This window comes from Leptospira dzoumogneensis (assembly GCF_004770895.1).
Taxonomy (GTDB): Bacteria; Spirochaetota; Leptospiria; order Leptospirales; family Leptospiraceae; genus Leptospira_B; species Leptospira_B dzoumogneensis.
In genome coordinates this window covers 1-15,386 of record NZ_RQHS01000008.1, presented here as the reverse complement: position 1 = coordinate 15,386, position 15,386 = coordinate 1, and the positions used below count along the sequence as shown (strand labels likewise).

Here is a 15,386-nt window from a genome sequence, read left to right as displayed (position 1 = left end):
CTTACTTATAAAGGGAGAAAAGAATGGAATTTGCTCCGGAGATGTTGGAATACGCAAATCTGATTTCCTCTAAGGGACTCACAGGTTTTACCCAAGGAAGTATCCAGGAAAGAAGGGACGGTTATTCTGCGATCGGAGAACTTTTGGGAGAAGGTCCTCTCATGAGGGAAGTCCAGGATATCTTCATCCCTTCCAAAGACGGAAATGTATTCATAAAAAATTATATTCCAAAATCGGAACCTAAGTCCAAAATTTTATACTTCCATGGCGGAGGATGGGTTGTAGGAAGATTAAAAGATTTCGATCCATTTGCACGCAAACTTGCAGAGATCACTTCAAGTATCGTATCTCTAGTAGACTATAGACTCGCTCCCGAATTCCCTTTTCCTTTACCGTTAGAAGATGCGTATTCTTCTTTAGAATGGATCTCTTCTCAAAACCAGAATCTCTGGAAAGGACTTCCCTTGGTAGTGGCAGGTGATAGTGCGGGAGGAAATTTGGCTGCTTCTACCATTCTAAGAGCTAAAGAAACATCCGGTCCGAAAATCGATCTACAAATCCTGATCTATCCAGTTACAGAAGCAATTTGTGATACAGATTCTTATAAAGAATTCGAATTAGGTCCCGGGCTTACTAAAAAAGATATGGAATGGTTTATCGATCAATATCTTCCTGATCCAATTACGAGATCCAACGCCAAAGCTTCTCCTTTATACCAAACGGATTGGAAGGATCTTCCTCCTGCGATCGTATTTATTGCAGATATTGATCCGCTCAGAGACGACGGAAAACTATATGCAGAAAAGCTAAAGGAAGCCGGAGTTTCCGTTTTATTCAAAGAATTCAAAGGATACACCCACGGATTTTTTACAAAGGTAAATTTACTCAAGGCTCCTGAAGTAGGACTAAAAATGATCTCGGAAGAAATGGATAGAGTTTTCAAACGGAAAGAGGTTTTACATTAGTGAAAAGTATTAGATTAGTAGAATTCGGATCCTCTTTACAATGGGAAGAAAAACAAGACCCGGAACCGAAAGATTCGGAAGTTTTATTGGAAGTAATCTCTTGCGGGGTATGTCATTCGGACCTTCATTTAAGGGACGGTTATTATAAAATTGGAGGAGAAGAAAAACTATTCGTAAAGGATAGGGGAGTCAAACTCCCACTCACTCCTGGTCATGAAGTAGTAGGCAGGGTCCTAAAAATCGGATCTAAAGTGAAATCCGTTTCTGTAGGAGAAACAAAATTAGTTTATCCTTGGATCGGCTGTGGTTCCTGCGAAGAATGTGGATCCGGAAATCCGCAGCTTTGTTCCGCTCCTAAATCTTTAGGGATCTACCAAGACGGAGGATATTCGGATCGGATCTTAGTCCCGGATGAAAAATGGCTTTTAGATATTTATGATCTTTCTCCAGAGTATGCATGTTCTTACGCATGTGCAGGTCTTACAGCGTACGGCGCCTTGAAAAAAGCTCTCCCGCTTAAAAAAACGGATTCATTGGTAATCATAGGAGCAGGAGGACTTGGGATGTTTGCTTCTCAATTGGTTCCTCTTCTTACGGAAGCGAAAGTGATCTTCTTGGATTTGGAAGAGTCTCGTTTGAAAAAACTGAAAGATCTTGGATTTTATACGGTAACTTCTTCTCATCCTGATCCGGCGGCTGAGGTCAAAAAGATCTCCGGTCCCTTAGGAGTTTCTGTCGTGATCGATTTTGTGAATAATAGTGCCACTTCTTCTTTAGGATTTTCTCTTTTGAAAAAGAATGGAACTCTGATAGGTGTAGGATTATTCGGCGGAGAGTTAAAGATCCCGACCCCGATCCTTTCTCTCAGAAGTTTAACAGTTCGAGGAAGTTACACAGGTTCTCCTGGCGAGTTAAAGGAATTACTAAAACTCGTATCCGAGAAAAAGATACGCCCAGTTCCAGTCCAGATCAGGAATTTGAGAGAAGCGGATTCTGCTTTAAATGATCTATCTTCCGGTAAGGTATTGGGAAGATTGGTATTATCCGGAAAATAGATCCGATCTATTTTTGGAATTCTTTAGGAAGAGAAACATTCGGATTTTCCCCGGTTTCCAAGATTGGGATCTCTTTATTTTGGACGACTAGTTTTAATCCTTCCTCGGACTCAGATAAATATTCGCTTAGTATGGAAGAAACATTTCTGGCGATCTTATATTTTAGAAAAAGATGATCCTTTTTCCTGGCGAATAATTCTCCTTCCGAGTCTGCCGCGATCTGCAAAGAAGAGAGAGGCAATTCTTCACCGGAATCGCTTAAAAAATAAAATTCTCCCTCCTTCTCCCAGACTCTGATCAGGTTTAAAGGGTAACCGAATAATTCCAAATATCCGTTTTCCGAAAATTCTCCGTACTGATTGTCTATATAGATCCCGTCTTCCGCTTCTTTCAGGTTTTTGCGGAAATATTCCAAAATATCTTTTTGTTCTATTTTTGCTTCTCGGAAGATCCAATCTCCGTTAGGCAAAACTTTAATCTCGCTGTCTAGACGCCTTGCCATTATTCTTCATCCCTTTCTCTGTAACGGAATGCGACTCCTTCCAAAACTTTTGCATTCTTTGCGATCTCTGCCATACTTGTAGTATAACCTTCGGTAGTACCCGTTTGAAAAATTGTGGGAGGAACAGGGACAAGACCTACATTTGCGAGATACATTCCGTCCATACCTTTGTCAAAAAGTTCTTTCTTAATTTTTTCGTAATAGAATTTTTCTATTCTTCCGTCCCCGAAGTTCCTAACGATCACTCTTCCGTAAGTTTTGTAATTCCTGCGTTTGGGAGGATGTTTCAAGATCTCTATCTGCTCCCAGCCTGGTTTATGAGAAACAAGTACTGTTTCTTTCTGGATCCCTTCTTGGATAAATTCCACGGAAAAGCAGGAAACCAAGGTTAGGCAAGATAGGGCCAGGATTCCCTTGCATAACTGAATATTTATTCCGGTCCTAGAATGAGTTAAAATGGGTAGAATAGCCATTCCTCCCCATTCAAGGAGCGCACATTCCGTGGACAAGCGGTTTTTTTGCATAGCCAAAAGAGGGCTTTTCAGACCCGGATTTTTTTTATATACTCTCCCCGGATACCCGGTAAATTCTCGCGAAATTCGGAACCTCGTTTAAGCTGGTTCCTCCGGGCCACCAAAAACTCGTATGGAAGACATAGATCTCAAAAAACGCGCGAGAGAAAACGTTTTAAAAATAGGGTATTGTACTCTGGACGAGCTGGAAGAGAAGGTGAAAGCCTTCCGGGTGATGAACCAAAACGCCGCCAAGAAAAGATACCTTATTACTAGAGAACCTATCTCCGATTCATCCGGAAAAATTTTAGTTCCGAAGGCAGCAGAGATAGATATCTCCACTGCAAAATTACTTAGACGTCATTTTAAACCGACAAGCGAATTCAAAACTTTCCAACCTGACGAAGGTATCGTGATCATCTCCGATATGACTTCCGCGGAAGGTGTTTCGTTCACAATGGACATCGTAACTCAGATCATGAACTTGGGCGGTGGTGCTTACGAAGGATTTATAGATCGAGTGGATAGTTTCGGAGACTTCATCAATCTACTCAAAAAGTCATTATTTCCGCGCCTGATCATCATCGGCTATATGCCTCAAGATAAGATCCAAGGCGAGCTCTTGAACTTCGTTCGAGTGAAACGAGTGGATAATTATCTGAGAGCAATGGAGCTGACTCATACTGCATTCAAACCTCAGGCATATTTTCCTAAGATCCGTCAGATCGAAATTTCCCAAGAAGATCCAAAATCTTGGGGACGTTTTGTAGTAGAGATCGTAAGAGAATACACTCGCCCTTATCTATTAGAAGAAGTTTAAACTTCCCGAATCCAAGCGATGTTGGAGTTCCTACATTTTTGCCTTCGAGTGAGGTTAAAATCATAAAAATTTGCACGGAGAGCCGTGAAGCCGCAGAGAGCTTAGTGTAAATCCGATTTACTCTGCGACACCGCGCCTCTGCGTGAGAATAAAAAATAGAATTTGACGCACCGAGTTGTCTAGGCTAAAAATTAACTTGTAACTTTTATTATTTCAAGTAGTCTAAAAATGTAAATCTAACGTAGACCAAAAACAGGTTTAAGGAACCAAATGAGCAGCATTTCCGAAACAGTACTCGTGACCGGAGCTTCCGGCCATCTAGGAAAAATTGTCCTAGAAGAATTATTAAAAAGAGGCCAGAAAAAGATCATCGCAACAACTCGTAAGCCGGAAAGTTTAGAGGACTTTGCAAAAAGGGGAGTTATAGTAAGAAAGGCAAGTTTTGACGATCCTGCAAGTCTTACCTCTGCATTCCAAGGTGCAGATCGGATCTTGATCATTAGCACCGATGATATAGGAAATAGACTGGAAGGACATAGTAACGCAGTTGATGCCGCAGTAAAAGTGGGAGCCAAAAGAGTTCTTTATACTTCTCTCACCAAAGCGAACGAAGTCCCGGTCACATTCGCTTTCGAACATGAAGGCACCGAAGAAAAGATCAAACAAAGCGGTCTTGCATATACGATTCTTCGAAATAATCTATATTCTGATTATCTAATACCTAAACTACAACACTCAATTGCAAGCGGTTCTCTTTACGGTTCAGGCGGAGAAGGTTCCTGCGCTTATATTTCCAGAACCGACTGTGCGAAGGCGGCAGCGGCAGCTTTATTATCTTCCGGATCCGGAAATCAAATTTTAGAGATCAGCGGGCCGAAAGCTTGGACCTACCCAGAACTTGCAAAATTCATCTCCGAATTAACCGGTGTATCCGTTTCCTATGTGGATCTTCCTGCAGAAGAACTTTCTAAAGCATTAGTCGGAGCGGGAGTTCCAAAACCTATGGCGGATGCACTCGCTTCTTTTGATGTCTCAATCCGAGAAGGTTATTTAAAAGATGTGAATACATTGGTAAAAGATCTAATTGGGGAATCTCTTCAGGATGTAACTGATTTACTCAAGGAAAATAGATCCGTTCTGACCTCTTAAACATTGAAAATCGGTTTTGGACCGGTTGTAGGAACTCCTACAATCTCTTTTTCGCCTGATCCATCCAGGTCAGGTTAGAGTTCAGAAAATAATTCGTAAACATTGCGATCGAGATAGCGATCAGATCGCATAGAAGTCTTAACTCGAAATTTTGGGGCATTTCAAGGCGGGGTAGGATCTTATAGAACATCAGTTGGAATATTCCCAACTGAACAAAAATCCCGAGGGCGCTTACTCCTGAGAATATGATAAATCCTCGGATAGCCGCCCATTTTTCGTATCTAGTTTCATAAAACGTAAAGTAATTATTCAGTATAAAATTACTGATAATGGATAGTTCTATCCCGAAAAACACGGAAGTAGGGAAGATCGGCAATATTCCTACGCCTGTCTCGAGATCTTTGACTCCCAAATTTTCAAATAAGATAAAGCCTAAAAGATTTACTACGACCCCGCTTAGTCCTACTATCGAATATAATAAAAATGTGGAAGAGATCCATTTCCCGAAACGTAAATCCAATACCGCCATTAAAAAACTTCTGGCGATAGAGTTATTGATCTTAGTTTCTCCATGGAGTCTTGTGCGAAAATAGAATGGGACCTCCGCAATTTGCAGATCCTTCTCCGCTCTGCCTAAGATCTCCAATAAGATCTTAAATCCGATCGGATTGATCTTGTATCCGTACTTAAAGAATACTTCTCTTTTGATCGCGAAAAATCCGCTCATAGGATCTGAGATGCGTATCGGAAGAAGAAGTTTCGTAAAAGAATTCGCTGTCACACTCAGGAATTTACGTATATAATTCCATTTTCCGGTGGATCCTCCGTTGGCATATCTGGTGCCGACTGCAATGTCTGCTCCTTCTTCCAAACTTTTTAACATTTGAGGTAAGACAGATTCGTCATGCTGTAGATCCGAGTCCATTACCAGAAAGTTTTCTCCCTCTGCGGCGCTCATCCCGGTTATGATCGCAGAGGAGAGTCCCTTTTCGGTCATTCTTCGGATCAATTTTACTTTAGGATTTTGATCTTTTAATTTTTCCACCACGGACCAGGTCCCGTCCGGGCTGTTATCATCTATTACGATTATTTCATATTCCAGACCGTTGAAGGTTTGAGATACTCCTGAAATACATTTTTCGATATTTTCTACTTCGTTATATGTGGGTAATAATACGGATATCTTAGGTCTCATTTTTTCTTGCACAATTGAAATTGATATAGATATAAACTTGATCTTCTTTTGTTCTTACTTGGATTTAGGAACACCGCCAATTCTTCCAATGGAGAGGATCTGAAATTTTCCACCAAGATCCAAGGGGGATCCGGATCCACTCCGTTCATTACATAATCTTTTCGAACCGCAAGGACGGCGGAGCAGGATTTGAATGGATCAAAGTTATCTATCTTCGGCTGCATATTCTGGTCCAAGGATCCTACGTATTCGTATCTTTCTAAAGGTTCTCTATATGCGTAAGATACGGGCAGATGAGGAATAGAGTCCCGATAGACATAAAGTTCTTTGATCTCTTTATGAAAGTTTAAATATCGGACCAGTTCTATCGTATTGTTTTGGATAGTAAAAAAACATAAAAGGTCGAGCAGAAGGAAATTCACTATAAGGAATAAGATCCTTCTTACGGACATTTTTCCTTTTTCTATTCCTCTCCAATAGGCACAAAGTGGAGAGATCAAGATCAATAATAACGGAAGAATCGGTAATAAAAATCTTTCTTCCTTATGAGGAATGGCGGAATGGACGATCAAAAATAGTGCGGAGAATAATATAGTCGGAACAAATTTAGTATATTCGGATTTCCAATCGAATCCTTTGTATTTTCCGATCAGAAATGGAAAAAGGGAAACTCCCAGTATCGCGGGCAAATATGCAAACCAGGGAGAAGTCCCGTATTCCGCGGAATGTTGCAGATTATAAGAGATATAAGATCTTAAAGAAGAATGAAATGATCCTCTAAATATTAGGTCCGGAATTCCTGTTATGATCCCTAAAAGGACGGAAAAGATTATAAATATATAAATATCTTTGAATGTTGCGTTCTTCCAGGATCTATATACGACCAAGGAGAATAAAGCTAAGGCACAGACCCCGACTTGGGATCTAAAAAGAGAAGCGATCGCCAAGAGTCCTAAAGATATTCCTAATTGTTTCCATTCTCCGAATCTCCAATAGATGGATGCCGAGAATACCGCTCCTAAGAGAAAAGGAGCGGACATGGATTCGATCAGTGCCCTGGTAGAAACCAAAGGCATTAAAAAATGGAGAGAAAGTAAGAATGCTCCCGATAATGGCACCCAGGCTTGGTAATAACTTTTAGAATTCGATTCTTTCGGATAAAGATACTTTAAGAATTTATATCCTATCCAGATAGAGATCCCGGAGAATAACCCTAAACAAAGAAATACGAATTTGATCTGGTATAATGGATCTTCGAATCCTAATTTATAAGCCGTGGTTGCAAATAGACGGACGATCGAGTCTGGAAGTAAGGAACGTATCTCGGGAACTGCTTGTACCGAATTGATCAGAGATAATGACTCTGATTGAGCCGGGACGGAAAAGAACAGAATGTAATAATCGTCTAAGGCGAGATACCCGCTGTTCAAGATTGCGGTCGCAATTCGCGTCAATATCCCTAATACAAGAAAGAGTTGGAACCACTTAGTCTCTATCTTCGCATTTAGCATGTTCGTTTTTTACTTCTTTTTGATTTCAAAAAGAACGCAGTATAATTACAGAACGATGAATTGAAATATTATGTTAATTGCATGAATATGCGCGTCTTCATTCTGTAATAATGGGATTATGACTTTTTGCTTGCTGGATTATTTTGTAAGAAAGCCATTGTCAGCATGAAAATTCCTCATTTTAAAAAGATATTCTTATTACTATATTTGTTCTTTCTGCCTTCTCTTGTTTATTCTCAGTTTTATAACAATAAAGAAATGAGGAAGAATGCGGATGAAAAGAATGCAGAATGGCTTGTTCGTGAAGGTTTTACTCTGGTGGAAGATGCAGGAGATTTTACTACACCTGTCAGTATTGCATTACTTAAATCTCCGGGACAATCTCCAAATGACGTAATTTACATCGTAAGTGAGTTGAGAGGAAGTATTAAAGCCCGTCTTCGAAACGGAAATGTAATCCAGATAGGAGAAGATGAGGAAATTTCTAAACCAAGAAAGGAACTTCCTGATTTTCAAGCGGAGATGGGGCAGACAGGTGCTTGTTTAACTCCGGATGATAAAACACTTTTTACTACATCCGTGTATCAAAACGGATGGGGAAGAAGTAATAAGATCACTCGTTGGAAGTCGGTAGGAAATTCTCCCTGGACAAAGATCGAAAAGGTAGAAGTTTTCGATTCTCCTTTTAGGGGTGATACTGCAGGTCTTGCGCATCAGATAGGCCACTGTTTCGTGGATTCGAATTATCATATTTGGGTCGGAACTGGAGACGGTCAATCCTGGACAAGTTCTCATAAGAAGGACAGCACCAATGGAAAACTACTAAGATTAAAATCCGATTTCTCTCAGGTGGAATCCAATCCGTTCTATACAGGTAAAAAAACGGAAGCGGGCGGATATATTTTCTCGATGGGGCTAAGAAATCCTTTTGCGATCGCTAAGTCGGAAGGTGGAGAGGTATATATTGCGGATAACGGACCTGAAATAGATCGTTTAGTCAGGGCGACCAAGGGGACGGATTTTCCTTGGGATAATACCAATCCTAGTATGACTTATAATAACCTAATGACTTTTCCTAAATCCGTAGGTCCTGCGGATATGATCTATGTTCCTAAAAATCATAAACTTGCTTCTCTAAGAGGACATCTTGTGATCGCTGCTTCCCATATTACGTCCTTACTTGCCGTTCCTATAGACGATAAAAAAGGTGTTACAGGAGAACCCTGGTGGATCGTTCTTCCTACTAAATACGAAGAAGAAAGAAGACAGGATTTTACCGGCCTTGCTTTAGGAGAAGATGGAATATTTATCTCACATATCCGGATGAGAAAGGATGGAGGACTTCTTCCTGCACCTGTTCTGAAATTAGTTCCGGGACAGATCTCCACCGAGAATATGAAATACTCCGGAGAACAATTAGTAGAGATCAAAGGATGCAGAAGCTGCCATATCATCGGCGGGGCAGGTGGAAATGTGGCTCCGAACCTGGATGCGATCCGTTCTAGAACGACTGAGATGTTCAAGTCCGCGGACTTTCTAAAACAAGTGGAAGAAATGGCTTCTTATAAAGAAGAACCTGATCACGAAAAATGGAATCAGATCAGATCCAAGCTTACGGATCCGAGTCTGGATAGTAAGGAAAAATTGGAATTATATATTTCTTCTAAATTAGAAAATCCTAAATTTTTGAATCCTATCAGCGGGATGCCTAATCTAAGTCTTTCTAAAACGGAAATAGGATCTTTAAAAGAGTTCTTGGTGGAACTTTCGGAAGATTCAGTTAGATTCCAGGGTCTTGAAAAATGGGAATATAGTGTGGTAAAACAATTCGAACAGAACCCGCGGATCTCTTTAGTCTTGTCCTTGCTGTTCGGGATCATATTTGGGATTTACGGAAAAAGAATATTCTATCTTTTGAAAGGTTTATCTATCCGTTTATATCTAAGGTTTATGAAAAAATCCTGATCTATAATACCGACTAAACCAATCTGCAAATTTTTCACTGGCTTTCACCGACGAAGAATAAGTAAGATGATGAGGATCCATAAAATGTTGCTTGCGATCGAATAGATCGCTCGCATCTAAAAATCCATATTTTACTTCGGATATTTTTTCCAAAAATTCCAAATATCCGAAGTACCATGGACTATTGGAATAAACCGATTTTTCCTTAGGGTTTTCAGGAGAATTGATCAGTAATACTGGGATATTTCGTTCTGATAAATAACGGATCCCTTCGTTTAGATATTTCATTTGGGACCAGGAAACAAAAGATTTTTGTTTTGAAAGCAATACTTTTGCATTCTTGATCTTTTTGAATCTGTTTAGAACATTTTCTTCGTCATTTTTTCTGTAAATTCGCAGATCATAATCCTTATCATATTGGTCGGAAGCCATGGACTCTAATCTGGAATCGTCTATACCTGGGATCCGAATATAAGATAAATTCTCTCTAAATTCGGATCTGCAAAAGTTTTGGGAAAGACGTATTCCGTAAATTTCTTCCGTTCCAAAGATCCTATAATCCACTGCTAAAGACGATACAGGTTTATCCGATTGGAATTTGAGTTTTAGTTTTTCTAATTTTTCGGAGAAGGTCAGTTCTAGATAATACCAGCCCTTCTTCGCATATGTTTTATCGAATAAGAGTTCTTCTTTTGGAGAAGTTTTATAAATTTTCAGATTTGTTCCGGGATTTTGGATGAATATACTTTCTCTCCATTGGTTCCCTGAAATTTCACAATCAATCTCGAATTCCGGTTTTACCCAGCCTCTTAGATAGATCCCTTCTTTAGGAATTACCCCCGTATAATAATGATAAGAGCGTCCCCATCTGAAACGATGCATGTACCAGGCCATGACCGGATCATAAAAGAAACTTCTGTATCTGACCCCATAAGAGATCAATTTAGAAACAAACGATTCCAGTTGGGATTTATCTAGGTCGTAGATCTCTTTCCAATGATCTTCTAAAAATAGATCCGGATATAATAATCTATTTTGGTGCCTAATCCGAATGGATTCTTCTAAAAATCCTTTTTCGTCATATTCTATTCCTTCAACGGTTTCTTTTAGAAATTCCAATTGAAAGTCCGCAGGATTGATCAGATAGACTACTGCCTTCGGTTTTTTAGAAGCGATGTCTTCTTTATAATAATAAAAATCGGAAGGCGTAAGCGATGGATGGGAATAGAATTCAGTTCTGATCTTCTCAGTATCCGGTAATGTTCGGTTTACTTTATTTGAGAATACATCAGGCAATACGGAGTATAATGCGATGCTACTTCCTAAAAGTAATACTCCGTTTTCTTTTTCCGAAAAGCGGATCTCTTTTCTTTTTCTTAAAAAATTATACCAAGGAGAAGTATCCCATTCCATCTCATTCGGAACTGAAAAGAGCAGGCTTTGGAATAAGAAACGATCTATAAATAAAAAGCCAAGAATACAAGATACAAAGACTAATAGGATTTTAGTTTTTCGACTCATTCGATTTTTCGATTCGTTTCCCAAATTGAAAAATCGGATTGGATAGTCTATTCCAGACTTAGTTCCAATTATGAAATCGAAACCTAGGATTGTTGATGAATCGTAATATAATGAAATAAGTTCGTAATTGTATGATACAGGAACTCTAACACGACAGCGATGCGATTAAACTCTATAGAATTCCATATTTTCGCGCAGTGGATCCGGAAGACTACCTAACGCGTTGATGTACTTTTTGTATCTGTTTTCCAACTCTGTAAACTTACGAGTTCGAATATTCACAAACCTATTATTGATCTCACCGAATGCAGGCATTTTGGAAACCTTCTCTCGGATGGTCCTTGCGAAAGGAATATGACGATAGAAAATCCCTCGGACTACTCGGTTTAATCTTTGCACACCTTCCGCTTCGTACTTGATCCAAAGCTGGTAATCGTTTGCAAATATATCCCTTTCGTTCCGGAAACGTTTGAATTCTGCAGCCAACTTTTCTTTGATCTCTATAGAAAGATCTTTGTTCTTTTTATAGAACTGAACATAGTCCATATAGTCAGCAGTGATGGATGGATTTCCTACGTTATTCCATTCAGGTCCTAAAATCGTTTTACAAAGTTCCCAGCGGAATGCTGCAAATGCATCTATCAAAAGAGATTTTAGATCTCCTTGTACGAAAATAGGAAGAACGATCCTTCCTCTACTTTCTTTAGAGCCGGAACCTCTGTGGATAGAAAGTTCCTGCCACATCATGATCTTGCTTCCGATAGATGGAACGATCACGAAATCAGGAACGATCGCTCTTTGAACGAATTCCTTATTAATTCCCATCTCCGGATTATTATAGATCACTTCTCTGTTGAATACAGAGAAGTCGACTGCCATAATATCGTGGATCGTATCGGTAAGCATTTTTTTGGTAACGTATGCTTTACCAAGAGGGATCTGAGAATGGTACTTGGTTAGGATAGGAAGGTAGGTCGCCAAGGAACCTGTGGTGAGTCTAACGTTCGCCTCGTACATCGCACCGAATTCGAATTTTAATCTTGCTTCCGGATTGTCTATGTCCGGAGGAAGATCCGATTCTTTTTTGAAAACGGCGTTTCGGTTGTCCATCTTGACCTTGTCGAAGAAGTTCTGACCGAGTTCGTCGAGAGAAGTAGGGCATTCTCTTTTATAAATTCTTTCCAACCATTCCGTTCCATAATGGATCGGAATATCCGAAACGGAAGTGATCGCGTCCTTGAATGTGGACATGAACACTAACTGGGAATCATCCAGCATTGTTTCGTCGAAGAAACCGTATTTCAACATCAGGTCCACCGGTTTAGGGACATTTTTACCTGAGTTGACGTACTTTTGGAAACATGCTGCGTAAATATCGAAGTAGGTTTTTGTAATGGACCTTCGTAGTTTACGAGTGTCGTTGTCTGAATCCAGAGGATTCTTTAAGGACTTGAGTTTTACCATCATCGCGGAAAACTCTTTGATCGCGTCTCCGCCTAAACCGGAGAATTGGATGATGCTAGATGCGGAATTTGCCAATTCTTTTCGGATTGCAGTCGCATCCGCGGAACTATCCACAGAGATCCCGCTTCCATTAGATGCTGCTTTTGCAGTCGGATTAGAAGCTTCGAATTTTTTAGCAAGTCCTACAGTCTTTTCTATAAACGGTTTAATATTCGGAGAAGGACTTGGTATCGCTGAACCGAAAATTGCCTGATGGCCCGCAAGCGCTCTTTCTATCTTTTGGGAAACTACTTGTAAGATAGGGACCACGAATTCAGGAGGAGCGGTCGCATAACCGTTTGCAGCCATGTCCAGGATCAGGAAATATTTTTCGGTAAGGCTTTCGACACCGCCTAAAAGAAGAGAGAAGTTTTCATCTAATTCTTCTAATATACCTTTTGCGTTTTCCGTAATATTGTTCTGCACTCTTCCGAGTTTATCGCAGACATAGGAAACCATACTTGGATCGGGAGCGAATAATTGTGCGAGAAGATTCGGGTCCGCTAAGATTATCTTACGAACAAAATTGAATTCTCCGTCTTGGAATTCGATTTCTTCCGGATAATATTTAACCAGAAGTTGGGAATGATCTTCTTCTACGTAATTTGCAGTCGGTCTTTCCGGAAGGATCCCGCCGTTATCGAAATAATGTTTTAAATTTTCACGAGCAAGTCTTAAGACGGGATCCACAATTTCGGAACTTGGATCTGCGATAGGCTGACCCGGTTTGATATCCGGAAAAACACTTGGATTGAATTGATAATACAAAAGAGAAAGATTATCATTTGTCTTTCCCATATCGGAAGCGATCTTTCTAAGTTGGTTCACTTTTTTGAAAGATTCTGTGATCTCTCTTAAAAGAGAACGGCCTACCATGATCCCTAAAGAACTTCTGGCCGCGAGAGAACGACCCACAGTAGCCTGGGACATAACATACGTGGAGAGCACGCAGTCTTGTTCCGCGACAATTGTAAAAGGATAACGTCCGCTGCCAAAAAGAGCGGATGCACCGGGAGTTAAATTTGCTCCTGAAATTTTGAATAACTCCAGTTTTCTTCCACCGGGAGCTTCTACCAAATAACGTAAGGCTCCACTATGCAATACGTTGAGAGAATTTGCGGCGCTTCCTTCCGGAAATAAAACCGTCCCGGCTTTTATTGTTACTTTTTGATTTGGTATGCTAGTATCTAATGCCATACGATCGCTGTTGGGGCAAATTAAGAAGAAAACTATCCTTCCCTAAGAATGGAAACTCTTTTTTAAAGGATTCTCTAAAAAGGACCTTGGGGATAAGGCAAAAGATTTCCAAGACTAAGGCGTTCCTAGTCTGCTTGACTCCTGCACTTTCCCGGAAATAACCTCTTTAGAAAATGAAAAAAAGCAGAATTCTCTCCGATGCAAAATCCATCGGTATGATCACCAATCAGAGCGCATACGGTTGGAAGGGCGATTATCATTTCCGGATCATCCAAAAAGAGTACGGACTCAAAAAACTATTTTTGCCCGAGCATGGACTTTTTGCTGAGCTGCAAGACCAGGTCTCAGGAAGCGGACTCATCTATGATCTTGGAGAAACTCAAGTCCTAAATTTGTACGGAGATAATGAGGAAAGTCTCGCTCCCGCAGAAGATATTCTATCGGATCTGGACACCCTGATCATAGATATCAGAGATGTGGGCGCCCGTTATTATACATTTTTGACCACCGCTTTATATGCGATGCAAGCTGCAGATAGGCTCGCCAAAAAGGGAAGACCAAGACCTAAAATTTTAGTATCGAATGCAAAAAATCCTGCGGGCTCTAAGATAGAAGGATCCCCTTTAGATAAAAAATTTTCTTCATTCGTCGGGGTAGAAGGTACACTGCACCGACATGGCCTCTCTGCCGCGGGCCTTCTCGAATATTATAAGGACAAGTTTAATTTGGATCTGGAGCTTTATAGATTGGATCTATATCCAAAAAAGAGTTCCGAGTTTTTATGGGTTCCACCTTCTCCCAATATTCCTGCTCAAACAACTTGTTATGTTTATGCCGGGCTTTGTCTTTTAGAAGGAACGAATCTTTCGGAAGGAAGAGGGACTACTCGTCCATTCGAAACATTCGGCGCTCCATATATCAATGATCTGGACAGATCACTTTTAGAAAAATTAGAAGAGAAACAAAAAGGGATTTTTAGGCTCAGGCCTTTGAAGTTTATTCCTACCTTCCATAAACATGCAGGAGAAGTATGCGGAGGTTATCAAATCCTATTAGATAAACCTAAAAAATTCCATAGCTTATTGTTCGGGTTATTACTTATTCGCACATTGAGAGAATTTTATCCTGATAAGTTTACATTCCTACAAGGACCTTATGAATTCAGATCCGATCTACCCGCGATCCAACTTTTGGTTGGAGATCAGTTCCTTTTGGATTATCTGGATGGGAAAAGATCTTACTCGGAGATCCAAGATTATCTAGAAGATACGGAAAAAAAATGGAAGAAGGTCACGAAACACTATAGTTAAAGAAGTGATTTACTCCTCCGGTGCAGGAACTCTAACGCGAATGATCTTCACCGCTATCGCCATGTTGGAATTCCAACGTGGGCGTTGAGATCGCCCCCGCCCAGGGTACAAACCGGAGACATGGGTAACAAAATAGACCGGGAACATAGGTAACACTAAACGTATGCAAAGGAGGGTTAAT

General features: G+C 40.3%; 12 protein-coding genes. 6 read left to right on the top strand and 6 right to left on the bottom strand.

Annotated features, from left to right (window positions below):
- Positions 1-23 precede the first annotated feature (23 nt).
- On the top strand, positions 24-965 hold the full coding sequence (locus EHR06_RS05695) for an alpha/beta hydrolase (RefSeq protein WP_135756125.1): 942 nt from the start codon (positions 24-26) through the stop codon (positions 963-965).
- The gene (locus tag EHR06_RS05690) at positions 965-2,020 is read left to right on the top strand and encodes an alcohol dehydrogenase (RefSeq protein WP_135756124.1); all 1,056 of its coding nucleotides are present in this window, start codon (positions 965-967) and stop codon (positions 2,018-2,020) included. Before EHR06_RS05695 ends, EHR06_RS05690 begins: the two co-directional genes overlap by 1 nt.
- A 7-nt stretch (positions 2,021-2,027) precedes the next feature.
- Here EHR06_RS05690 and EHR06_RS05685 read toward each other — a convergent pair whose 3' ends face one another.
- Both EHR06_RS05685 and EHR06_RS05680 read right to left on the bottom strand, forming a co-directional pair.
- Entirely contained in the window at positions 2,028-2,522 is a 495-nt protein-coding gene (locus EHR06_RS05685; protein WP_135756123.1) for a hypothetical protein, read from the bottom strand.
- Positions 2,522-2,995 carry a hypothetical protein gene (locus tag EHR06_RS05680; protein WP_244288517.1) on the bottom strand — a complete coding sequence of 158 codons (474 nt, stop codon included), beginning with the start codon at positions 2,993-2,995 and terminating at the stop codon, positions 2,522-2,524. Before EHR06_RS05680 ends, EHR06_RS05685 begins: the two co-directional genes overlap by 1 nt.
- A gap of 172 nt (positions 2,996-3,167) precedes the next feature.
- Here EHR06_RS05680 and EHR06_RS05675 point away from each other — a divergent pair, with 172 nt between their 5' ends.
- Positions 3,168-3,854: a hypothetical protein gene (locus tag EHR06_RS05675; protein ID WP_008592254.1), complete on the top strand. Its 687-nt coding sequence runs from the start codon at positions 3,168-3,170 to the stop codon at positions 3,852-3,854.
- A gap of 270 nt (positions 3,855-4,124) precedes the next feature.
- Positions 4,125-5,003: an SDR family oxidoreductase gene (locus EHR06_RS05670; protein ID WP_135756121.1), complete on the top strand. Its 879-nt coding sequence runs from the start codon at positions 4,125-4,127 to the stop codon at positions 5,001-5,003.
- A gap of 37 nt (positions 5,004-5,040) precedes the next feature.
- Here the strand turns inward: EHR06_RS05670 and EHR06_RS05665 are convergent, their stop codons facing one another.
- Together EHR06_RS05665 and EHR06_RS05660 are read right to left on the bottom strand one after the other, a co-directional pair.
- The gene (locus EHR06_RS05665) at positions 5,041-6,198 is read right to left on the bottom strand and encodes a glycosyltransferase (protein ID WP_135756120.1); all 1,158 of its coding nucleotides are present in this window, start codon (positions 6,196-6,198) and stop codon (positions 5,041-5,043) included.
- Positions 6,195-7,628: a glycosyltransferase family protein gene (locus EHR06_RS05660; RefSeq protein ID WP_167492274.1), complete on the bottom strand. Its 1,434-nt coding sequence runs from the start codon at positions 7,626-7,628 to the stop codon at positions 6,195-6,197. The genes EHR06_RS05665 and EHR06_RS05660 overlap by 4 nt, the downstream gene beginning before the upstream one ends.
- A gap of 246 nt (positions 7,629-7,874) precedes the next feature.
- Here EHR06_RS05660 and EHR06_RS05655 point away from each other — a divergent pair, with 246 nt between their 5' ends.
- On the top strand, positions 7,875-9,674 hold the full coding sequence (locus tag EHR06_RS05655; protein WP_135756118.1) for a PQQ-dependent sugar dehydrogenase: 1,800 nt from the start codon (positions 7,875-7,877) through the stop codon (positions 9,672-9,674).
- Here the strand turns inward: EHR06_RS05655 and EHR06_RS05650 are convergent.
- Positions 9,651-11,195: a hypothetical protein gene (locus EHR06_RS05650; protein WP_135756117.1), complete on the bottom strand. Its 1,545-nt coding sequence runs from the start codon at positions 11,193-11,195 to the stop codon at positions 9,651-9,653. The two genes, EHR06_RS05655 and EHR06_RS05650, sit on opposite strands and share 24 nt — an antisense overlap.
- 165 nt (positions 11,196-11,360) lie before the next feature.
- The gene (locus EHR06_RS05645) at positions 11,361-13,895 is read right to left on the bottom strand and encodes a Crp/Fnr family transcriptional regulator (protein WP_135756116.1); all 2,535 of its coding nucleotides are present in this window, start codon (positions 13,893-13,895) and stop codon (positions 11,361-11,363) included.
- Between the two features lie 173 nt (positions 13,896-14,068).
- Between EHR06_RS05645 and EHR06_RS05640 the strand changes: the two genes are divergently transcribed.
- Positions 14,069-15,205, top strand: coding sequence for a DUF1343 domain-containing protein (locus tag EHR06_RS05640; RefSeq protein ID WP_135756115.1), 1,137 nt, complete (start codon positions 14,069-14,071; stop codon positions 15,203-15,205).
- Positions 15,206-15,386 lie beyond the last annotated feature (181 nt).

What these genes read in the sequence shown, in the direction of transcription:
- EHR06_RS05695 (WP_135756125.1), top strand. Translation starts at nt 24, where the DNA reads ATGGAATTTGCTCCGGAGATGTTGGAATACGCAAATCTGATTTCCTCT.
- EHR06_RS05685 (WP_135756123.1), bottom strand. Translation starts at nt 2,522, where the DNA reads ATGGCAAGGCGTCTAGACAGCGAGATTAAAGTTTTGCCTAACGGAGAT.
- EHR06_RS05680 (WP_244288517.1), bottom strand. Translation starts at nt 2,995, where the DNA reads ATGGCTATTCTACCCATTTTAACTCATTCTAGGACCGGAATAAATATT.
- EHR06_RS05675 (WP_008592254.1), top strand. Translation starts at nt 3,168, where the DNA reads ATGGAAGACATAGATCTCAAAAAACGCGCGAGAGAAAACGTTTTAAAA.
- EHR06_RS05670 (WP_135756121.1), top strand. Translation starts at nt 4,125, where the DNA reads ATGAGCAGCATTTCCGAAACAGTACTCGTGACCGGAGCTTCCGGCCAT.
- EHR06_RS05665 (WP_135756120.1), bottom strand. Translation starts at nt 6,198, where the DNA reads ATGAGACCTAAGATATCCGTATTATTACCCACATATAACGAAGTAGAA.
- EHR06_RS05655 (WP_135756118.1), top strand. Translation starts at nt 7,875, where the DNA reads ATGAAAATTCCTCATTTTAAAAAGATATTCTTATTACTATATTTGTTC.
- EHR06_RS05650 (WP_135756117.1), bottom strand. Translation starts at nt 11,195, where the DNA reads ATGAGTCGAAAAACTAAAATCCTATTAGTCTTTGTATCTTGTATTCTT.
- EHR06_RS05645 (WP_135756116.1), bottom strand. Translation starts at nt 13,895, where the DNA reads ATGGCATTAGATACTAGCATACCAAATCAAAAAGTAACAATAAAAGCC.
- EHR06_RS05640 (WP_135756115.1), top strand. Translation starts at nt 14,069, where the DNA reads ATGAAAAAAAGCAGAATTCTCTCCGATGCAAAATCCATCGGTATGATC.